This is a genomic window from Nocardia sp. CC201C, from assembly GCF_030010695.1.
In the GTDB taxonomy this organism is placed as follows: Bacteria; Actinomycetota; Actinomycetes; order Mycobacteriales; family Mycobacteriaceae; genus Nocardia; species Nocardia otitidiscaviarum.
In genome coordinates this window covers 1-20,426 of sequence record NZ_JASCXP010000094.1, presented here as the reverse complement: position 1 = coordinate 20,426, position 20,426 = coordinate 1, and the positions used below count along the sequence as shown (strand labels likewise).

General features: G+C 68.5%; 19 protein-coding genes. 8 read left to right on the top strand and 11 right to left on the bottom strand.

The genetic code is table 11. The features are described 5' to 3' along the window. Nucleotides 1-82 precede the first annotated feature (82 nt). The 3 genes from QK444_RS12895 to QK444_RS12885 all read right to left on the bottom strand — a co-directional run bounded on the left by QK444_RS12895 (nucleotide 83) and on the right by QK444_RS12885 (nucleotide 3,441). Nucleotides 83-577: a phosphoribosyltransferase gene (locus QK444_RS12895; protein ID WP_282780040.1), complete on the bottom strand. Its 495-nt coding sequence runs from the start codon at nucleotides 575-577 to the stop codon at nucleotides 83-85. Between the two features lie 88 nt (nucleotides 578-665). Beyond that, nucleotides 666-1,376 carry a metal-dependent hydrolase gene (locus tag QK444_RS12890; RefSeq protein WP_029927866.1) on the bottom strand — a complete coding sequence of 237 codons (711 nt, stop codon included), beginning with the start codon at nucleotides 1,374-1,376 and terminating at the stop codon, nucleotides 666-668. Between the two features lie 187 nt (nucleotides 1,377-1,563). Beyond that, nucleotides 1,564-3,441, bottom strand: coding sequence for a serine/threonine-protein kinase (locus tag QK444_RS12885; protein WP_282780038.1), 1,878 nt, complete (start codon nucleotides 3,439-3,441; stop codon nucleotides 1,564-1,566). Between the two features lie 160 nt (nucleotides 3,442-3,601). Here QK444_RS12885 and QK444_RS12880 point away from each other — a divergent pair, with 160 nt between their 5' ends. Beyond that, a complete protein-coding gene (locus QK444_RS12880; RefSeq protein WP_282780036.1) occupies nucleotides 3,602-4,624 on the top strand; it encodes a hypothetical protein in 1,023 nt (340 codons plus the stop codon). 17 nt (nucleotides 4,625-4,641) lie between these two features. Here the strand turns inward: QK444_RS12880 and QK444_RS12875 are convergent, their stop codons facing one another. Next, nucleotides 4,642-5,436, bottom strand: a complete 795-nt coding sequence (locus QK444_RS12875; protein ID WP_282780035.1) for a DUF2470 domain-containing protein — start codon at nucleotides 5,434-5,436, stop codon at nucleotides 4,642-4,644. An 85-nt stretch (nucleotides 5,437-5,521) separates the two neighbouring features. Here QK444_RS12875 and QK444_RS12870 point away from each other — a divergent pair, with 85 nt between their 5' ends. Then, entirely contained in the window at nucleotides 5,522-6,058 is a 537-nt protein-coding gene (locus tag QK444_RS12870) for a hypothetical protein (RefSeq protein ID WP_143980869.1), read from the top strand. A gap of 116 nt (nucleotides 6,059-6,174) precedes the next feature. On the opposite strand, the gene katG is transcribed toward QK444_RS12870, so the two are convergent. Next, a complete protein-coding gene (katG, locus tag QK444_RS12865) occupies nucleotides 6,175-8,403 on the bottom strand; it encodes a catalase/peroxidase HPI (RefSeq protein WP_282780033.1) in 2,229 nt (742 codons plus the stop codon). A 230-nt stretch (nucleotides 8,404-8,633) separates the two neighbouring features. On the opposite strand from katG, the gene QK444_RS12860 reads away from it, so the two are divergent. From QK444_RS12860 to QK444_RS12850, 3 genes are all read left to right on the top strand, one after another. Beyond that, nucleotides 8,634-9,041, top strand: a complete 408-nt coding sequence (locus QK444_RS12860) for a hypothetical protein (protein WP_282780031.1) — start codon at nucleotides 8,634-8,636, stop codon at nucleotides 9,039-9,041. A 52-nt stretch (nucleotides 9,042-9,093) separates the two neighbouring features. Then, on the top strand, nucleotides 9,094-9,450 hold the full coding sequence (locus tag QK444_RS12855; protein WP_282780042.1) for a hypothetical protein: 357 nt from the start codon (nucleotides 9,094-9,096) through the stop codon (nucleotides 9,448-9,450). Nucleotides 9,451-10,201: 751 nt separating this feature from the next. Beyond that, on the top strand, nucleotides 10,202-10,846 hold the full coding sequence (locus tag QK444_RS12850) for a hypothetical protein (protein WP_282780029.1): 645 nt from the start codon (nucleotides 10,202-10,204) through the stop codon (nucleotides 10,844-10,846). A 22-nt stretch (nucleotides 10,847-10,868) separates the two neighbouring features. On the opposite strand, the gene QK444_RS12845 is transcribed toward QK444_RS12850, so the two are convergent. Then, complete coding sequence (locus QK444_RS12845) at nucleotides 10,869-11,930, bottom strand: tartrate dehydrogenase (RefSeq protein ID WP_282780027.1); 1,062 nt, start codon at nucleotides 11,928-11,930, stop codon at nucleotides 10,869-10,871. A 63-nt stretch (nucleotides 11,931-11,993) separates the two neighbouring features. Continuing rightward, the gene (locus QK444_RS12840; protein WP_282780024.1) at nucleotides 11,994-13,466 is read right to left on the bottom strand and encodes an NAD-dependent succinate-semialdehyde dehydrogenase; all 1,473 of its coding nucleotides are present in this window, start codon (nucleotides 13,464-13,466) and stop codon (nucleotides 11,994-11,996) included. 216 nt (nucleotides 13,467-13,682) lie between these two features. Between QK444_RS12840 and QK444_RS12835 the strand changes: the two genes are divergently transcribed. Both QK444_RS12835 and QK444_RS12830 read left to right on the top strand, forming a co-directional pair. Beyond that, nucleotides 13,683-14,924, top strand: coding sequence for an aminotransferase class III-fold pyridoxal phosphate-dependent enzyme (locus QK444_RS12835; protein WP_282780022.1), 1,242 nt, complete (start codon nucleotides 13,683-13,685; stop codon nucleotides 14,922-14,924). A 185-nt stretch (nucleotides 14,925-15,109) separates the two neighbouring features. After that, nucleotides 15,110-15,607, top strand: a complete 498-nt coding sequence (locus QK444_RS12830) for a DUF3830 family protein (protein WP_282780020.1) — start codon at nucleotides 15,110-15,112, stop codon at nucleotides 15,605-15,607. A 64-nt stretch (nucleotides 15,608-15,671) separates the two neighbouring features. Here QK444_RS12830 and QK444_RS12825 read toward each other — a convergent pair whose 3' ends face one another. From QK444_RS12825 to QK444_RS12810, 4 genes are all read right to left on the bottom strand, one after another. Then, entirely contained in the window at nucleotides 15,672-15,833 is a 162-nt protein-coding gene (locus tag QK444_RS12825; protein ID WP_282780018.1) for a hypothetical protein, read from the bottom strand. Nucleotides 15,834-15,847: 14 nt separating this feature from the next. Beyond that, a complete protein-coding gene (locus tag QK444_RS12820; RefSeq protein ID WP_282780016.1) occupies nucleotides 15,848-16,711 on the bottom strand; it encodes a hypothetical protein in 864 nt (287 codons plus the stop codon). Between the two features lie 392 nt (nucleotides 16,712-17,103). Continuing rightward, nucleotides 17,104-18,498, bottom strand: coding sequence for an amidase (locus QK444_RS12815; protein ID WP_143980877.1), 1,395 nt, complete (start codon nucleotides 18,496-18,498; stop codon nucleotides 17,104-17,106). An 11-nt stretch (nucleotides 18,499-18,509) separates the two neighbouring features. Next, a complete protein-coding gene (locus QK444_RS12810) occupies nucleotides 18,510-19,475 on the bottom strand; it encodes a D-2-hydroxyacid dehydrogenase (RefSeq protein ID WP_282780014.1) in 966 nt (321 codons plus the stop codon). A gap of 133 nt (nucleotides 19,476-19,608) precedes the next feature. Here QK444_RS12810 and QK444_RS12805 point away from each other — a divergent pair, with 133 nt between their 5' ends. Next, nucleotides 19,609-20,349, top strand: a complete 741-nt coding sequence (locus QK444_RS12805) for an Asp/Glu/hydantoin racemase (RefSeq protein WP_029927837.1) — start codon at nucleotides 19,609-19,611, stop codon at nucleotides 20,347-20,349. The last annotated feature ends 77 nt before the right edge of the window (nucleotides 20,350-20,426 follow it).

Sequence of the window (20,426 nt, the reverse complement as noted above, 5' to 3'; positions counted from 1 at the left end):
GTTTTCCGGGGGGGCCCCCCCCTCCCCGCTACCGGGCCCCTAAACTATCTGGTCGGGGCCCGCTTCGGTGTTCGGGCGGCGCTCAGGCGTCGAGCACCTGCTTCTCGCGCTCGACCACGGGCGGCAGCACCGACCACGGGAAGTTGATCCACTTGTCGGTGCGCTTCCACACGTATTCGCAGTCCACCTCGGAGTGCGGCTTCTGGTAGACGACCGCGCAGCGCACCTCTTTGACGTGGTCGCTGCAGAAGTCGCGGACCAGCTTGAGCGTCTTGCCGGTGTCGGCGACGTCGTCGGCGACCAGGACGGTGGCTCCGGCCAGGTCGATGGGCGCGGGGACCGGCGGCAGCATGACGGGCATGTCGAGGCGTTGGTCGACGCCGGTGTAGAACTCCACGTTCATGACGTGGAGGTTCTTCACGTCGAGGGCGTAGCCGAGGGCTCCGGCGACGAAGAGGCCGCCGCGGGCGATGGAGAGGATGAGGTCGGGTTCGAAGCCGTCGTCGGCGATGGCGGTGGCCAGTTCGCGACTGGCGTCGCCGAACAGCTCCCAGGTGAGTTCTTCCCGCTCCGCCATCCGTTCCTCGCCTTTCGCTGTCGCTGTTGGATTGCCGTTACACGATATGGCACCGGGGTGCGGTCGTGGGGCTCACCTGCCCCGATCGCTACGGCTGGTGGGTGATGGTGTACCAGAGCAGCGCGAGGGTGCCGGCGGCGAAAAGCGGTACGAGGATGAGAGTTTCCATCTTGTTGCCGGTGCGGTCGATGATGGGGAATCGGATGCGGATGTCGAAGGGCCACAGCAGGCGGCAGCCGCGGTCGGTGAGGCAGTCGCCGAGGACGTGGGCGAGGGCGCCGAGTCCGACGGAGAAGGGCAGCCAGGCGGGTTTGTCGCTGATCCAGTGGTCGATGGCGAAGGTGCCGCAGGTGGCGAGCACGACGACGGTGCCCCAGGCTTTGACGCTGTCGCCGGTGGGTGCGAGGTTGAGGGCGCGTACGGCGAGGGCGAGCAGGAAGAACACCAGGGCGAGGGTGAAGTAGCGGCCGATCCAGTGTTCGCCGGCCCAGGTGCCGTAGGTGACGAGGGCGACGAAGGCGAAGGAGTGGGTGGCGCCGCGGTGTCCGCCGGAGATGGCGGAGATGAGTTTGCACGCGTAGTGGGTGATGGGGCCGAGCACGTGGGAGATGGTGCCCTTGGGATGGTCGGCGTCGGGGAGCAGCGCGGCACCGGCGGTGAGGAAGGTGCCCATCACCAGGTCGACGGATCCGATGGTCCCGGATTGCATTGCGGGATAGGTGATGACGGTGAGTGGTAGCGCTGCTGCGGCGGCTGCCCACGCCAGCGCGCCGCTGGTGGCGTGTGAATGTCCTAGCACCGCGAGAAGGTTAGCCGATCTAATTGCTGTTGCGTCAATGCTGCTGTGTGAGGGCAGGCACGTTGCGCGGCAGGTCATTCCGGCCGCGACTTCAGCATATCGCGGTGAAAGCGGCTGTCGCAGCGAATCTTTCGCTGCGGACAGCGGTGATGCGCACCGGGCGGGACGGGTGCTGGACGGGTCCCCGCTATCGGTCCGCCGTGGGGGTCAGCAGGCGGTCGAAGGTGTGCAGATCGCTGGACAGGGCGTGGAAGACGCTCAGCGAGACCGCGACTCCGAAACAGCCACCCAGGCACAGCGTGATGACCGAGCCGACGGCGGCCTGCTGCTGCGCGGGTTCGAGGAACGCCAGCCCGGCGGCCGTGCCGAGCAGCGGTACGGTGGCGGCCGCGGCGAGGTAGACGCGGTTGCGGCGGGCGAGCACACGCAACCGGGCGCGGTCGTCGGGTGCGGTGTGGCCGCGTTCGAGCAGCCCCGGGTAGTACCAGCGCAGCACGTAGAAGGTGACGGGGAAATAGGTGTAGGACACGGCGACGGCGGCGGTGACGATGCTGGAGCAGACCACATTGAGCAGTGTCCCGGTGGACAGTTCGGCGGTGCCGAGCAGCCGGACCAGCAGGATGAGCAGGGCGATGGCCCATCCGGCGAAGTTGACCACGGCGATGCGGTCGCCGCAGGCGAGGGTGTCGGCGCGGGCACGGGCGAGGGTGTCGTCGTCATAGTGGCGGCCGCGGCGCAGTCCGTAGGGGATCTGGATGACGCGGCGGCACCAGTACACCAGCACGGCGATGCTGGCGGGGTAGACGACGAGTCCGAGCAGGAACGCCAGGTCCACCAGCTGTTCTCGCTGTCGGTCGTCGAGGTCGTGGGCGAGGACGGCGGTGTTGTGGGTGTACAGGTAGTACCCGGCGAGCAGTTGACCGAGCGCGCTGGACACGGTGACCACGGGCATCGGCCGCATGCGGAAGCGGGCGCGGATGCTGCTGTCGGGCGGGTCGACGAGGTCGCGGGCGGTGCGGTCGAGGGCCAGGTCGAGTTGGTGGGCGAATTCCGCGCCGCTGTGGAAGCGGCTGTCGGGGTCGGGGGACAGACAGGTGAGCAGTGCGTGCCGCAGCACGGGTGGGCAGTCGGCGGGCAGGTCGGCTTCGAAGCGCGGGTCGATGGGCGCGCGGCGGCGGGTGATCATGCGGTCGAGGCTGGTGCCGGTTTCGCCGTAGCGGGGTTCGTCGTCGAAGGGGAGGCGTCCGGTGAGCAGTTCCCACAGCACGACGGCGAGCGCGTAGAGGTCGCTGCGGGTGTCGAGGCGGCCGGGGTCGGCGTGCAGGTCGGGGTGGCAGGCTTCGAGTTGTTCGGGGGACATATAGCGCAGGGAGCCGCCGAAGTAGGCGACGGGGCTGTGTCCGGGTAGTAGTCGGCTGAAGCTGATGCCGAAGTCGGCGAGTTTGGGTTGTCCGTCGGCGGTGAGCAGGATGTTGGCGGGTTTGATGTCGCGGTGCAGGACGCCGCACCGGTCGGCGTGGTCGAGGGCGCGGGCGAGGCGGGCGCCGAGCCAGGCGACGGTTTCGGGCCAACTGAGCCGCCGCGGTTCGGCGCGGGCGGGGGCGGCGGGTTCGGCGTTCGGGCCGGCCTCGGTGTTCGCGACGGCATCGAGCAGTAGTGCGCCGGAACGCTTCTCGGCGGGTACCCGCTGCATGCGCGCGAGCACGTGCTCGAGTGTCCCGCCCGACACGTACTGCATGTACATGAGCCGCAGTCCGGTGTCGCCCAGCTGCCGCTGGTCGAAGACGCGCACGATGTGGTCGTGGTCGAGCTGTGCGAGGGTCTGCGATTCGCGGCTGTTGTCCCGGGAGATCTTCACCGCCACATACCGTTGCATGGCGTGCTGGCGTGCCAGGAACACCTTCCCGAACGCCCCCTGTCCGAGCGGCCGCACCAGATCGAATTCGTCGACGGTGGTTCCGGCGTCGATCTCGTCGAGCGGATCACCGCCTCCCGGGCGCGTGAACGCCAGGGTGGCGTCCTCGTAGCCGGCGCGGTCGTCGGTGAGCGCATTGTCGGCGAGCATGTAAGGCACATCACGAAACCCAGGGGTCGGGTTACGGGCGTCCCGGCCCCCATTTCTCGTGTCTTGTGCGATGCCCCCGGCCGTGGGGCGATCTCGGGCGCGCGATCCGACCCCGAGTGGGTACGCGGTATGTGATGGGTATCGACGCAAGGGGGTGGCGGTGAGTTTCGCGGGCTGGCCGGTGGCCGAGCTGTTGCTGATGCTCGGCGGCTGCGGGCTGGTGCTGCTGACCGCGGGGGTGCGCTTCACGCGGATCGTGGACGAGATCGCCGACCGCACCGGGATCGGTGAGGCGCTGGCCGGGGCGGTGTTGTTGGGCGCCACCACGTCGCTGCCGGGGTTGGTGACCTCGATCGCGGGGGCGGCGGCCGGGGATGCCGGGTTCGCGATGTCGAACGCGCTGGGCGGGATCGCCGCGCAGACGACGTTCCTGGCGGTCGCCGATCTCGCGTATCGGCGGGTCAATCTGGAGCATGCGGCGGCGTCGGTGCCCAATATGGTGCAGTCGATGACGGTGATCGCCCTCATCGGCGTGGTGTTGGCGGCGGCCGCCGGTCCGGATGTCACCGGGTGGGCCGTACATCCGGCCACCCCGCTGCTGCTGGCCGTGTACGGCTACGGGCTGCTGCTGGTGCGCCGTTCGAGTGAGCGGCCCATGTGGCGGCCGCTGACCACGGAGGACACCGTCGCCGACGAACCCGGCGATACCGCGCGGCCGGAGTCGAATCGGCGGCTGTGGATCGAATTCGCGGTGCTGGCCGCGGCGGTCGCCGGGACCGGCTGGGTCATCGCGCACAGCGGTCTGGCGCTGGCCGAGCGCACCGGGCTGTCGGGTTCGCTGGTGGGTGGGCTGTTCACCAGCGTCATCACCTCGCTGCCGGAACTGGTGACCGTGCTGGCGGCGGTGCGGATCGGCGCGGTGACGCTCGCGGTCGCCGACATCATCGGCGGCAACACCTTCGACGTGCTGTTCGTCGCCGCCGCCGATCTTGCCTATCGGGGCGGGTCGATCTACCATGCCGCCGACCGGTCGGCGATCTTCGTGACGGCGTTGGCGGTGCTGTTGACCGCCACCCTGGCAGCGGGTCTGCTGGGCCGGGAACGACGCCACATCGGCTTCGAAGGGGTGGCGATACTGGTCTTCTACGGCTTCGGTGTGGCGTCGCTGGTGGCGATGGACTGAATGCCCCGCGTCCAGGGTCAGTCGCGGGCTCGGCGCGTCAATTCGACGGTGGCGGAACGTAGTTCGCCGATCGAATCGATGGGGGAGAAGTAGCCGACGCGGGTGACCGCCATCCCGCGCGGTGTGGAGACACGCAGGTCGAGGCCGTAGCGGTCGGCGCGTTCACAGCTGGCGGTGTCGGCATCCGGGTAGCCGCCGAAGGCGCGCGCCATGGCGAGCAGGGCGTCGGCGTGGTCGTCGTTGAGATGGGTGATGGCGCGCTGGGCGTGCGGGATCACCGGGTCGGGGGCGGCGGCCGCGTACTGTTCGGCGGTGGCGGAATCCATGCGGCCGTAGCCGCCGACCCAGCGCACCCGCCGCACCCGCAGGATCCACAGCGTGAAATCGCTGTAGTCGATGTAGTACTTCGCCGCCGGAACCGCCGCGAGATGCGCCTCGCGGGCGGCCGCCGCTTCGGTGCCGTCGGGGCGCTCCACCACGCCGGCGAGGGTGACTCGTGCACCGGCGAGCGGGTCGGCCGGTGCGTCGGGCGACACCACCGCCAGGCTCGCGCGCGGGTCGGCGAGCAGGTTGCGGCCGTGCTCGGCCATCCGTGACACGCACAGCACGGGCTGCCCGTCCAGCAGTCCGTAGGTGACCAGTGATGCCCACGGACCGCCGTCCTCGCTCAGGCTCGCCAGGGTCGCGGTATTGGTCGCGGCGGCAACGGTTCTGGCCTCCTCGGCCGCCGACGGCCGGGTGTCGTCGGCCACCGGTGTCAACGGAGGTGGGATGGAGGGCGCGTCGCCGGGGTCACCGTGATCGAGAGTCATAGGTGAGAAGGTACGCGGCGAGCCCCCACAGGTGGGGGTGTCGTCGGTCGGACGAGCGCACCGGCGGTCGGGTTACGCTGCGAAGGTGAGCAACGCGAGTCTGCGAATATCTCGTTTGCGGAGTCTCATCGAGCATCCGCGCACGGGGGACAGCGAACGGGCGGCGGCGCAGCGCATGCTCGACCGGCTGCTGGAGAAACACACGCCGGACACGGCGGGGGACCGCTCCTACGGGTCGCGGTACTGGCGGGTCGGGCGGCACGCCAGCCTCGACAGTGTCGCCGAACTGATCCGCGCCGACATCGCACTGGCCCGGGTGGTGTTCTCGAGCACCGGCGCGCCCGGTGAGGTGGCGGTGAGCAGCCCCATCGCCGACGCGCCCGCCGAGATCGACTACATCGTCGAGACACCGTACTTCGGCACCATAGTCATCACCATCAACGGCATCCCCTACGAGTGGGGTTGGGAGCGGGAGGACGGCATCGAAACCGTCAGCCCCGCCCTGCGCGCGCTCGCCGACGAACTCACCGACATCATGAACGCCTACAACCACGACGGCTCCGATATCGACAAACGCTTCTTCGGCAAGGTGCGCGCGGGGGGAACGACCCTGGTGTTCTGACCGGCAAGCCCGCGCCCCGGCACATCTCCCGCGCCGCAGTACCTCCGACACGCACAGTGCTCCGCGAACCGTCGTGGTTCGCGGAGCACCCTGGTTGTCGAATCGGGACCGACGGATCAGGCCGGGTCGAACCGGTCCAGTTCCATCACCTTGGTCCAGGCGGCGACGAAGTCGCGCACGAACTTCTCCTTCGAGTCGTCCTCGGCGTACACCTCGGCGAGCGCCCGCAGCTGCGAGTTCGAGCCGAACACCAGATCGACGCGGCTGCCGGTCCACTTCCGCGCCCCGGTGACCCGGTCGATGCCCACATAGGTGCCGTCATCGGTCGGCGACGGCTCCCACTTCGTGCCCATATCGAGCAGGTTGACGAAGAAGTCGGTGCTCAACGCACCCGGGTTGGCGGTGAACACGCCCAGCGGGGACTGCTGATAGTTCGCGCCCAGCACGCGCAGGCCGCCGACCAGCACCGTCATCTCCGGGGCGGACAGGGTCAGCAGGTTCGCCCTGTCCAGCAGCAGGTATTCGGCCGGGAGGCGGCTGCCCTTGCCCACATAGTTGCGGAAACCGTCGGCGGTGGGTTCGAGCGCCGCGAAGGACTCCACATCGGTGAGCTCCTGGGTGGTGTCGGCGCGCCCCGGACGGAACGGCACCTCGATCTCCACCCCGGCGTGCTTGGCGGCCTGTTCCACCGCGACCGCACCGGCCAGCACCACCAGATCGGCGAACGACACCCGCTTGCCGCCGGACTGGGCGGCATTGAACGCCTCCTGGATGTTCTCCAGGGCGCGGATCACCACCGCCAGCGCATCGGGTTCGTTGACCTCCCACCCGATCTGGGGCTGGAGTCGAATCCGGCCGCCGTTCGCGCCGCCGCGCTTGTCGCTGCCGCGGAACGACGAGGCCGCCGCCCACGCGGTGGACACCAGCTGCGCGATGGTCAGATCCGAGGCGAGGATGCGCTGCTTCAGATCCGCGATCTCCGCCGCGCCGATGGTCTCGTAGTCGACCGCGGGGATCGGGTCCTGCCACAGCAGTGTCTCGGTAGGCACCTCCGGGCCCAGGTACAGCGCCTTGGGACCCATATCGCGGTGGGTGAGCTTGTACCAGGCTTTGGCGAACTCGTCGGCCAGCTCCTGCGGATGTTCGAGCCAGCGGCGGGTGATCCGCTCGTAGATCGGATCCATCCGCATGGACAGGTCGGTGGTGAGCATGGTGGGCAGCTGCTTCTTCGACGCGTCGAAGGCGTCGGGCACGATGGCCTCGGCGTTCTTGGCGACCCACTGGTGCGCGCCGGCGGGGGACTTGGTCAGCTCCCACTCGTAGCCATACAGGGTCTCCAGGAAGGAGTTGTCCCACCGGGTGGGGGTCGGGGTCCAGGTGACCTCGAGCCCGGAGGTGATGGCGTCCTTGCCGACGCCGGCGCCGAAGCTGGACTTCCAGCCCAGGCCCTGTTCCTCGAGGGGAGCCGCCTCGGGCTCGGGGCCGACATGGTCGGCGGGGCCGGCGCCGTGCGCCTTGCCGAAGGTGTGCCCGCCGACGATCAGCGCCGCGGTCTCCACATCGTTCATGGCCATCCGGCGGAAGGTTTCGCGAATGTCGTGGGCGGCCAGCAGCGGATCCGGGTTGCCGTTGGGGCCTTCGGGATTGACGTAGATGAGACCCATCTGCACGGCGGCCAGGGGGTTCTCCAGGTCGCGCTCGCCGCTGTAGCGGGCGTCGCCGCCCAGCCAGGTCTGTTCGGGACCCCAGTACACGTCCTCCTCGGGCTCCCACTGGTCGACGCGGCCGCCGCCGAACCCGAAGGTCCGGAAGCCCATATCCTCGAGTGCCACATTGCCGGCGTACACGATGAGGTCGGCCCACGACAGTTTCTTGCCGTACTTCTTCTTCACCGGCCACAGCAGCCGCCGCGCCTTGTCCAGGCTGGCGTTGTCGGGCCAGGAGTTCAGGGGAGCGAACCGCTGCATGCCCGCACCCGCGCCGCCGCGACCGTCGCTGATCCGGTAGGTGCCCGCCGCATGCCAGGCCATGCGCACGAAGAACGGGCCGTAGTGCCCGAAGTCGGCGGGCCACCAGTCCTGTGAGGTCGTCATGACCTCGACGATGTCGCGCTTGACCGCCGCCAGGTCGAGGGTCTGGAACTCGGCCGCGTAGTCGTAGCCGTCGTCCATCGGGTTGGCGACGGCCGGATTCTTCTGCAGGATCTTCAGATTCAGCTGGTTCGGCCACCAGTCCCGGTTGCTTCCGCCCTCGGTGGGGTACTTGAGGCGACCGGCCGCCATGGGGCACCCGCCTGCTGCGGGTTCGGAATTGGCCTCTCCGACGGGCGGATGTTCCTGAGCCACTGGCGGTTCCTTTCGAGTTCGTGCATGGTCGTACAGATCCAGCTAAGTGGAGTCGCTCAAGATTATGACCCATTCAAGTCTTGTTCGCGAGCGAATGGCGAAAATAGTTCACTAACCGGGCATTACATGCGCCAGCATCCGGCTACAGTGATAGCCAATAGATTGCTGACAGGTTGTAGATCAGGGTGAGCGCCGCGCAACCATGCGGCTGACGGCGAGGGGAGCCGCACATGGACACGGTGTCGGAAGCATTGCTGACCACGAACATCCCGCCCATCGCCGAACGCCGCTTCCTGTGCCTCTGGAAATCCATCATGTGGACCAGTGCCGGGGGAGACGGTTTGGTCGGCACCTTCGCCGGCTCGCTCGTCCCGCCACGACTACGCGCCGCCACCGCGCGCAAACTGATTCCGGTCACCGCCATCGACCTGGGCGAATGGGGGCGCAGCGCGATGGTGATGCGCATAGCCCGCGTCCGTGGCCCGCTCGACGACCGACTGTGGGCCGTCGATGGTGATATCCGGGTGGATACGACGGCTGCGAGTCGGCCGCTGCGACATATCCGCGGAAGCATCACCGCGTGCGATATCGGTGTCGACGATGCCGGAACGCTGATCATGCGGCCGATTGCGATGTGAAGGCGGCATCAGCGAGCGTAGAGTTGTCAACCCGAGGTGAGAGGGGTTGACGATGTCCATATGCGCCACACCGGCAATGGTCCGGGCCGCCACGATCGCCGTGGCCGCGAGCGCGGCCACCCTCATCGGCGCGGCCGGTCAAGCATCCGCCGACGTCGAACCCGGCGCCTACACGTCCACGACATGGTCGTCCGGCACTGTGCTCCTGCAACGCGACGCGCGCGTCGAGGGCGGAGACCTGGTCTTGATAGGCCGTTACCCGATCCATCCGACACCCGACGGCGGTTACGTGGACCTGTTTCCCGGCCACCGAGTCGTACTCATCAGCGACGGACACGGCGGCTACGCGGGCCCGGCGTACCTGGGTGGGGTGGAAGTCGGCTCCATCACGCTGACGCCTCAACGCTGAGCGATGGATGATGGGGAGGTGCCCGCCTGATGCCGCACGTGAGCTTAACTTGACATAGTGTAGATTATCGGCGTTTATACGGCGTGGGCCGTTACGGGTAAACAGGCTGTGCGACAGCGCATTTCATGCCCCAGGGTGCTGATCGATCCGGCGTCCCGATCGGCGCTGCGCCCGCCGATCCGTGGTTGTTCTCGGAATATCGTCGGCATCGTCCGGAATCGCTGATGTGGTATCTCCTGTGCGGCAGCTGGATTATCGGAATATTTACTGTCGATCCGAGGCGGTGAATCGGGGTCGGTCCCATCGGGTTCCAGGGGTCGACGCCCGTCCGCTCCCCTGTGGCCATTCCGCCTCGTCAATACGTCACAGTGACGTATTGACGGGTAATTCCGGGCTACGCGGCTACGGCCACGCTGGTCGCCTGGTCGCGTGCGGAACTACCCGAAGACGGCTTCGGTGGCCGATGCCCGTGCTCGGTTGTGAGCATCTGCCATCGAAACATCCCTCGACGTGATCCGACTGATCCGAGCCTCTCGGGGTCCGCTTGGATTGGCGGTACTCCCCTGCCGCGCGCTCCAGCCAGGTCAACTGGCTATTCGTCACGGTGACGATATGGAGTCGGTGAGGCGGCCGCCGACGGTTCGCGTGACCGCGCCGAATCTGTCGGTGCCGCCGGGCACAATCAGGTCCACTGGCGTCGTGGACCGGTCGGGGGCGCGCTGGTGCCGTCTCACGGTAGGAGGGTGCGGCGATGACCGAAGTACTCGACGAGGGTGATTTCTCCGCTGTCCACATGCTGATCCGGACCCGGCTGTACTCCAGCAATGACATTGCGGCCGATGCCGTCCGGCGGGTGCTCGCACCGGGTCTGGTGCAGCGGGTGGTGCTGGATGCGGTGCACACCGTCCGTCCGGTCACGTATACGATGCTGGCGCGCTGGCCGATCGGGGAGCATCAGTTGTTCGCGCTCGCCGAGGCCAATGTGCGCGGCGACGATTCACCCGAGATCACCACCCTGGCCTTCGACGGCGTGGATATGGGCGAGGGACTGTCGGTGTCGCTGTTGACCGGGTCGGAGTACATCACCGCACACCTGCGGTGGCTGGGTGAGTATCCCGTGCACGGCCGGCGGGGCGCCATTGCCATCGTGCCGTCGAAGCGGTACGTGTACGCGTGTCCCGCCGACACCATGGACCGCGCTTTTCGCGCCACCGTCGTCCTCGCGCGTCTCGCCACCACGGCGTTCGCCGAACAACCGTGGCCGGTCAGCCCGCACGTCTACATGTGGCGTGATGGGCGGGTGGACCTGGCTGCCATGGCCGTCAGGACCGACGACGGTGTCGGCATCTACCCGACCGACGACTTCCACTACTGGCTCGACACCTTCGGCGGGTGACAGCGGATCGGGTGGTGTCGGTTCACTGTCGGGCCACCAGGTCCGCCGCCCGTTGGGCGATGGCCTTGCCCAGTTCGGTGGTGGTGGCGGTGCCGCCCAGATCCGGGGTGAGTATCCGGCCTTCTTCGAGGACCGCGCAGACCGCGGTGTCGATGGCGGTGGCCGCGGTGGTTTCGCCGAGGTGGTCGAGCATCATGGCGGCGGCGAGGATCTGGGCGACCGGATTGGCGATGCCCTGGCCCGCGATGTCGGGGGCGCTGCCGTGAACGGCTTCGAACATCGACGGGGTGTCGCGGGCGGGGTTGATATTGCCGGAGGGGGCCAGGCCGAGGCCGCCGGTGACGGCGGCGGCGAGGTCGGAGAGGATGTCGCCGAAGAGGTTGGAGCCGACGATGACGTCCAGGCGGTCGGGGTGCAGGACGATCTCGGCGGCGAGGGCGTCGACGTGCATGGAGCGGACGGTGACGTCGGGGTAGTCGGCGGCGACCTCGTCGATGATGCTGTCCCAGTACGGCATGGAGTGGATGAGCCCGTTGGATTTGGTGGCCGAGCACAGGCGGCGGTCACGGTCGCGGGCGCGGTCGAAGGCGTAGCGGATGATGCGTTCGCAGCCGACGCGGGTGAACACCGACTCCTGGAGTACGAATTCGTCGGGGCGGCCGGGATTGTGGCGGCCGCCGATCTCGGAGTACTCCCCCTCGGAGTTCTCGCGCACGATCAGGATGTCGAGGTCGGCGGCGGTGCGGTCGCGCAGCGCGGATTCGGTGCCGGGCAGCAGCCGCACCGGACGCAGATTCACATACTGCCCGAAGGCGCGGCGCAGCGGGATCAGCAGCCCCCACAGCGAAATATGGTCGGGCACACCGGGAAAGCCGACCGCGCCGAGCAGGATGGCGTCGAAACCGGCCAGTTGCTCGGCCCCGTCCGGCGGCATCATGGCGCCAGTGCGCAGATAGTTCTCGCACGACCAGTCGAATGCTGTCCATTCGATCCCGGGCAGCACGGCGTCGACCACGGCGACGGCTTCGGCCGTCACGTCCACGCCGATCCCATCACCGGGAATGGTGGCGATGCGGTAGGTCACGGTGTCTCCTTGTCGAGTACAGGGCGGCGAGTACGGGCGCGCCGGGTCACAGCCCGCGGCGGGTCACAGCGCGACCCGGATGTATTTGGTTTCCAGGAATTCGTCGATGCCCACCAGGCCGCCCTCACGGCCGAGCCCGGACTCCTTGACGCCGCCGAACGGCGCGGCCGGATCCGACACCACGCCCTGGTTCAATCCCACCATGCCGGTGTCGAGGGCTTCGCTGACGCGCAGGCCGCGGCGCAGGTTCTCGGTGTAGACGTAGGAGACGAGCCCGTAGGGGGTGTCGTTGGCGCGGTCGACGGCCTCGGCTTCGGTGTCGAATACCGACAGGGCGGCGACGGGGCCGAAGATCTCGGTGTGCCCGATCGGCGCGTCGGCCGGTACGCCGGTGAGAACCGTTGCGGGATAGAAGTTTCCGGGTCCGGGATGGGGTTCACCGCCGGTGACGGCGGTGGCGCCGCGGCGGCGGGCGTCGGCGACCAGCTCGGTGACCTTGGCGACGGCGTCGGCGTCGATGAGCGGCCCGACCACCACGCCGGGTTCGGTGCCGCGCCCCATGGGCAGTGCGGCCATGCGGTCGGCGAGGCGGGCGGCGAAGGCGTCGGCGATGCCGCGCTGCACCAGGATGCGGTTGGCGGCCGTGCACGCCTGCCCGATATTGCGCATCTTGGCGAGCATGGCGCCGTCGACGGCGGCGTCGAGGTCGGCGTCGTCGAACACCAGGAAGGGGGCGTTGCCGCCGAGTTCCATGGAGGTGCGCATGACGGTGCGCGCGCACTGTTCCAGCAGCAGTTTGCCGACGGCGGTGGAGCCGGTGAAGGAGAGTTTGCGGGCGCGGCCGTCGGCGATGATCGGGCCGATCAGTGCCGCTGGGTCGGAGGTGGTGAGCACGTTGACCACGCCCGCGGGCGCTCCGGCGCGGTGCAGCACCTCGGCGAGCGCCAGCATGGACAGTGGTGTCTGTTCGGCGGGTTTGACCACGCAGGTGCAGCCGGCAGCGAGTGCGGGCCCGATCTTGCGGGCGCCCATGGCCATCGGGAAGTTCCAGGGGGTGATGAGCAGGCTGGGTCCGACGGGTTGCCGGGTGACCAGGAAGCGGGAGCCGCCGGTGGGTGCGGGCATGTAGCCGCCGTCGAGGCGTACCGCCTCTTCGGCGAACCAGCGCAGGAATTCCGCTGCGTAGGCGACCTCGCCGCGCGCCTCGGCGAGTGGTTTGCCCATTTCGAGGGTCATGACGAGGGCGAGGCGTTCGACGTCGTCGAGCAGTAGCCGGTGGGCGCGCATGAGGATGTCGCTGCGCTGCCGGGCCGGGGTGCGCGCCCAGTCGGCCTGGGCGGCGGTGGCCGCGGTGAGGGCGCGCAGGCCGTCGTCGGGGCTCGCGTCGGCGACGGTGCGCAGGATGTCGCCGGTGGCCGGGTCGGTGACCGGCATGGTGTCCGCGCCGGGGCGCCAGTCGCCGTCGATGAACAGTCCGTGGGGGATGCTGTCGATGGCGTCGCGTTCCGTCTGGGTCAGGTGTGTCTCGGTGAGCATGGCTCCCGTTCCTCCCGCCGTGGCCGCAGGGTGATGCGGCCGAGTCCATTGCCGCCGTACTGCCGCACATGTTATGCATATTGTCGACAATCCGACAATAGACAATCCCGCATCAGACCATCGCGCCGACGCTGTCCTCGAGTTCCCACCGTCCGGCCCGCCGGATTGATATCCGAACTCCCCGCCCGCGCCGGACCGTTCCGGAGGCGATCACCCATGACTGCCCTGTCCCCCGTCCTCCTCCAGGCCACCCCCGTCACCGTCGACCATGGTGCGGGCTGCTACCTGTACGACACCGACGGCCGCCGCTACCTGGACTTCACCGCCGGGATCGGCGTCACCAGCACCGGCCACTGTCACCCGCGCGTGGTGGAGGCCGCGCAGGCGCAGGTGGCGAAGCTGGTGCACGGCCAGTACACGACCGTCATGCACCGGCCGCTGCTCGATCTCACCGAGAAGCTCGGCGAGGTGTTGCCGGAGGGGTTGGATTCGCTGTTCTTCGCCAATTCCGGCAGTGAGGCCGTCGAGGCGGCTTTACGGTTGGCGCGCCAGTCCACCGGGCGGCCGAACATCATCGTCTTCCACGGCGGCTTCCACGGCCGCACCGTCGCCGCCGCCACCATGACCACCTCCGGCACTCGTTTCTCGGCCGGGTTCAGCCCGCTCATGGGCGGGGTGCACGTGGCCCCCTTCCCCACCGCGTTCCGCTACGGCTGGAGCGAGCAGCAGGCCACCGATTTCGCGCTGCGGGAACTGGACTACATCCTGGCCACCCTCACCTCCCCCGCCGAGACCGCGGCCTTCGTCGTGGAACCGGTGCTCGGTGAGGGCGGCTACGTTCCCGCCACCGCCGGTTTCCTGCGGGGTTTGCGTGAGCGCGCCGACCGGCACGGGATTCTGCTGGTGCTCGACGAGATCCAGACCGGGTTCGGGCGCACCGGAAAGTTCTTCGGCCATCAGCACTTCGGCATCCGGCCCGACATCATCACCATCGCCAAGGGGTTGGCCAGCGGCTTCCCGCTCTCGGGTATCGCGGCTCCGGCCGAGCTCATGGCGCGGGCCTGGCCCGGCTCGCAGGGCGGCACCTACGGCGGGAACGCGGTGGCGTGCGCGGCCGCCCTGGCCACCCTCGAGGTGATCGAGAAGGAGGGTCTGGTCGAGAACGCGGCGCTGCGTGGTCGTGAACTGTTGGACGGGGTGCGGGCGCGCGCCACCTCCGGCATCGGCGACGTGCGCGGTCTCGGTCTCATGGTGGGTGCCGAATTCACCACGGCCACGGGGGAACCCGATACGGCCGCGGCCACCGAGGCGCGGCGGCTGGCGGTGGAGAAGGGCATGCTGCTGCTGGCGTGCGGCGCGCACATGAACGTGGTGCGCATGATCCCGGCGCTGGTCGCGACCGCCGAACAGATCCGCGAGGGCCTCGACATCTGGGAGGCGGTGCTTGCGGAGCTGTGACGGCGGCCGACACTCCGGTCAGGGCGCGCCCTGGGTCGTGACGATCGGGACCGCCGGGTGCGCGGCGCGGCGACGGGGGCACGGTGCCGTTCCGCGCCGGGACCCCGCCGCCCGACTCCCGGAGGTGACCGCCGATACGGCCGTGTCCGCCGAACTCCGCCCCACCGATACGGAAGGCTGAACCCATGACCCGCTACCTCACCATCACCCTCACCAAGGCCGGGGTGAGCTGCCGAGCCCGCCTGCTCGACGAGCAGGCCCCGCACACCTGCGAGGCGGTGTGGAACGCGCTACCGCAGGAAGGTGACGCCTTCCACGCCAAGTACGCCCGCAACGAGGTCTACACCCTGCTCCCCCGCATCACCGCCGCCCCGCATCGGGAAAACCCCACGGTCACACCGATTCCCGGCGATGTGTGCCTGTTCGACTTCGAGCCGTGGGAGATCGGCAACCCCGCCTACGGCTACGAACCGGGCTCGGCCGCCCACCACGCCCAGGGCGCCACCGATCTGGCCCTGTTCTACGGCCGCAACAACCTGCTCATCAACGGCGACCTGGGCTGGGTCCCCGGCAATGTCTTCGCCACCATCGAGGACGGCCTCGCCGAGATCGCCGCCGCCTGCAACACGCTGTGGCTGCGTGGCGTGGAGGGCGAAACGCTCGCCTTCGCCCGCGCGAGCTGACCGCACGGGCGCCGTCGATCGGGGTTTCGCGAGGACTGCGATGTCGGGGTGCCCGATGTTCGCATCAGGCATCGTTGTCTTCCTCTTGCCCGCGTAGCCACGCGTCCCATGCCTCGTAGTCGGGATGGTCTGGGCCGATCGTGACGAGTGCGTCACCGATTACTCCGCCGGTTTCGGCGCGCATCGGCACAGTCAGGGTTCCGTCATGATTGCGTACTGCTTTCATGCGTATTGTTCCTTTCAGAGTGGGGGTGCCTCGAGACGGTGTTGCAGGTTCGAGAAGTAGCTGTCCAGCAGAGACCCCTGTGCCTGCTTGCTTTTTGTTATTCCGAGGCTCTCGGCGATGGCTTCGTCTCGGTGATCGGGTGGCATGTGACGGTTGAGTGCCCAGGCGGCAAGGCTCTCGGCGAGGGTTTCTTGCCGTCCGGCGCTTCCCGGCTGAGCGTAGTAGGGCATCATTGATCCCAGCTTGTCGTAGAGCTGTCTGAAGTCGTCCGAATCAGAGGCGTCGAGGAGGGCGCGATCGAAGGCGTGACCAACTTCGTGCACAGCCAGGGAAACGGATCCGTGATCGCCCCGGTCGCCGAGGACCACTCGGTGTGTCGACAGATCATGTAGTCCCGGTACGTCGTCCCAGGTTGTGTTGGCGGGCCAGCCGCGTGGTGTTACTCCGCGAAGTTCGGGCATGACGTCGGTGACCGAGCCAGCGACAATATCGATACCGCCTTTCGGGTGGCTGGCGAAGTATCCGAGCATCTTTCTGTGGAAGCTGTCCGGGAGACGCTCCAGGTCGCGTAGGTGCCGTTCTGGAACGGGTCCCTGCCCGACAATTCTGAGACGGTCGCCGTATATGTCCGATAGTCGTGTGCTTGTGCCGTTTCCGAAGTCGTGACTCGCCTGGCCGTTGTGTTCCTCGCCTGTACTGGCAAGAATCTGCCGGTGACTTGCTCGGTCGGTGCCTCTCACTGCCCGCGCGGTCGCCGTCGCCTCGCCGCCGACCTCACGCATGATCCCCGCATCACGTTCGATGGCCTCGCTGGCCCGAAGGATCGCCGGGGTTACCCGCTTTCGAAACAGATCAGAGATGGCCCTGCTGATCCGCATGCCGAATTCCAGGTGTCCGCAGGTCGTGTGGTGTCGCCGCGTTGAGGAGGGCGGTGGCCGACGGTCCCCGCCTCACCGAACAGTACGGTGAGGACAGTGTGCGTCGGCGGCAGTTCGGTGTGCCGCTCGGTCGAGTGCTGGGCCGGCGCTTCGGCGCGGCCCCCGGCCATGCAGTCGCGGTTGCGTACTCCCCACAGCCCGCCTGCGAACGCGGCGACCGTGGCCTGGATACTGAAGTCACGGCCGAAACGTACATCACACCGCGAACACCCACCAGCAGCATTCGTCTGTCATTCCTGACTGGGCAGCGGCCGCTACCGCGGGCGGTGCCGCGACCCATGGCACCCGCTGGCCTTCACGCGTCGTGGGACGAGCGGTTCCCGGGGCGGTGCTCAGGCCGCGAGCACGGCCTCGGCGTAGCGGGCCAGCGCCAGCACCAGGTCGTCGGAGTGGCGCGGGCCGACGATCTGCATGCCCACCGGCAGTCCGGCTGCGGTGGTGCCGGCCGGGATGCTGATGGCGGGCTGCTGGGTGAGGTTGAACGGGTAGGTGAACGGGGTCCACTGTGGCCAGCTGTGCAGGTCGCTGCCGGGCGGCACGTCGTGTCCGGCGTCGAAGGCCGGAATCGGGACCGTGGGGGTGATGAGCACGTCGTGGGCGGTGTGGAAGGCGCCCATCACGATGCCGACGTCGGCGGCGGTGGCGCGGGCGTCGAGATAGTCGATGGCGGTGAGGTGCTCGCCGTGCTCCCACACCCGTGCCAGGCCGGGGTCGACGATCTCGCGGCTGCCGTCGGGGAATTTCGACAGCATGGTGGCGGCGCCCGCCGCCCACAGGTTCTCGAACGCTTCGCGCGGATCGGTGAAGCCGGGATCGGCGGTGACCACCCGCAGTCCGGCCTCGGCCAGCCGTTCCACGGCGGCGCCGACCACCGCGGCCACCTCCGGATCGACGTCCACGTAGCCGAGGGTCGGCGAGTACGCGACGGTCAGACCGCGCACGTCGCGCTGCATTTCGGCGCGGAAGGTGGTGAGCATGGGCGGCTGCGCGGTCGGATCGCGGGGATCGGGCAGCGACAGGATGTCCATGAGCAGCGCCGCGTCCTCGACCGTGCGGGTCATGGGTCCGGCGTGGGCGAGCGGGCCGAACGGGCTGGCCGGGTACAGCGGGATCCGGCCGTGCGTGGGTTTGAAGCCGACGATGCCGCAGAACGCGGCGGGAATGCGCACACTGCCACCGCCGTCGGTGCCGACCGACACCGGTCCCATCCCGCCGGCCACCGCGGCCGCGCTGCCGCCGGAGGAGCCGCCCGCGGTGCGGGTGGGATCGACCGGATTGCGGGTGATGCCGGTGAGCGGGCTGTCGGTGGTGGCCTTCCACGCCAGCTCCGGCGTGGTGGTCTTGCCGAGGAACACCATGCCGTCCTCGCGCAGCCGCGCGGTCACGGGGCTGTCCACCGGCCACGGCACGTCGGCGGCGATGGCCTTGGAGCCGCGCCGGGTGGGCCAGCCCTCGGTGAGGAAGATGTCCTTGATGGAGATCGGCACACCGTCCAGCAGGCCCTTGACATGGCCGCTGTGCCAGCGCTGTTCGGAATCCTTGGCCTGGATGAGCGCGCGATCGGGATCCACCAGGCAATAGGCGTTGACGTCACGGTCGCGTTCGGCGATCGTGTCGAGGATCGCGTGGGTCGCCTCGACCGGGGAGAGCGCGCCCGCGGCATAGGCGGAGACGAGCTCGACCGCGGTCATGGCGGACGGATCGGTGGGGATGTCGGGGTGCGACATTGCTGGCCTCCTTAGGCGGGCACGTACCCGAGCTCCTTGTCGACCACGTTGTCCAGCGGCCGACCCGCGATCCAGTTGGCGAAATTGCTCGCGAACGCCGCCACCAGTTCCTCCCGCCACCCGGCGGTATCGCCGGAGTTGTGTGGCGTGAGGTGAACGTCGGGCAGGTCCCACAGCGGGTGTCCGGCGGGCAACGGTTCGGGGTCGACCACATCGAGTGCGGCACCCGCGATCGTCCCGGACCGCATCGCGGCAACCAGATCGTCTGTCACCACTAATTCCCCACGACCGACGTTGATGAAACGTGTACGCGGGGACATGGCGGCGAAAGCACGCGCGTCGAACATGTGGCGCGTCGACGGCGTCAGCGGTGCGATGGCCACGACGTAGTCGGCGTGCGGCAGCGCGGCGAGCAGGTCGTCGCCGATGACACCGAAGTCGGGGTCGTCGCGGCGGGCGCGCCGGCCCACCGCCCGCACCCGCATGCCGACCGCGCGCAGCAACCGGGCGATCTCGCGGCCGATCGCCCCGGTGCCGACCACCAGCGCGGTGGCTCCGGCGATCCGTTCGCCGTTGCGGTGCCGCCACCGGTGTTCGGCCTGTAGGCGCTGCGATTCGGGCAGCCCCTTGGCGAAGTTGAGGATCTGGGCGAGTACGTATTCGGCGATCGGCCGGTCGAAGACGCCGCGGGTGTTGGTGACCACGACGTCGCTGGCGATCAGGTCGTCGAACATGACCGGATCGACGCCGGTGGCGGCGATGTGCAGCCACCGCAGCCGGTCGGCGGCCTGCCAGGCTCCCGGGATCGCTTGGGAGAGAAAGTCGTACACGAACAGCACGTCGGCACCGCGCAGCGCGGTCTCGAGGCCGTCGGCTTCGGTGTAGCGAATCGTCGCGCGCTGCGCCACCGGGGCCATGAGATGTGGGTCCGGTAGGTTGCCGTCGTGGAGAACAGTCACAATTGGCCCCTTTTCCACGTTGACAGGCTAGAAAGTCATCGTACGATTGTCAACAATCCGAGTGTGTACACCCCTGGAGTCTCGCTCGGGGGTTGCCGGGCGCGTCGCTCCCGGCAGAAAGGGTTCTGCACCGCGGGCGAGAGGGGCCGTCGTGGAACTGTTTCTCCCCGAGTTCGAGGGGCCGGTGGCGCAACGTGGCATCGGAGTCATCGCCCCCTTCGACCTCGCGTTGGAACGCGAATTGTGGCGCTGGGTACCACTCGAGGTGAGCCTGCACCTCGCCCGGACGCCCTATGAACCGGTGCCGGTCTCCTTGGAGATGGCCGAACTGGTCTCGGACGCCGTCCATCTGACGTCCGCGACCCGCAATGTGCTGCACGTGGAGCCCGAGGTGGTCGCCTACCTGTGCACCTCGGGCAGCTTCATCAAGGGACTGGCGTATGAGAAATCGCTGCGGCGCACCATTTGCCGGGCGGGTGCCCGCGACGCGGTGACCACCTCCGGCGCGCTCGCCGAGGCCATCGCGAAACTGGGGTTGACCCGGCTGTCGGTCATCACCCCCTACGACGAGGTGCTCACCCACAAACTGCACGACTTCCTCGGCGAGCTCGGCTGTGCGGTGGTGCGCTCCGACCACCTCGGGCTCGGCGGCGGCATCTGGAAGGTCAGCTATCGGACCATCGCCGAACGCATCATGTTCGCCGACGATCCCGACGCCGAGGCGATCTTCGTCAGCTGCACCAACCTGCCCACCTACGACCTCGTCGAACCGCTCGAGAAGGCGCTCGGCAAACCCGTGCTCACCGCCAACCAACTCACCATGTGGGCCTGCCTGGGGCGGATGAAACTGCCCATGATGGGCCCCGGCAAATGGCTCCAGGACGTTTTCTGATGATGCGAGCTCCGATGATGCGAGGTATCCCGTGACCGAACACGACACCCGACACGACACCGCCCGACACGGCATCA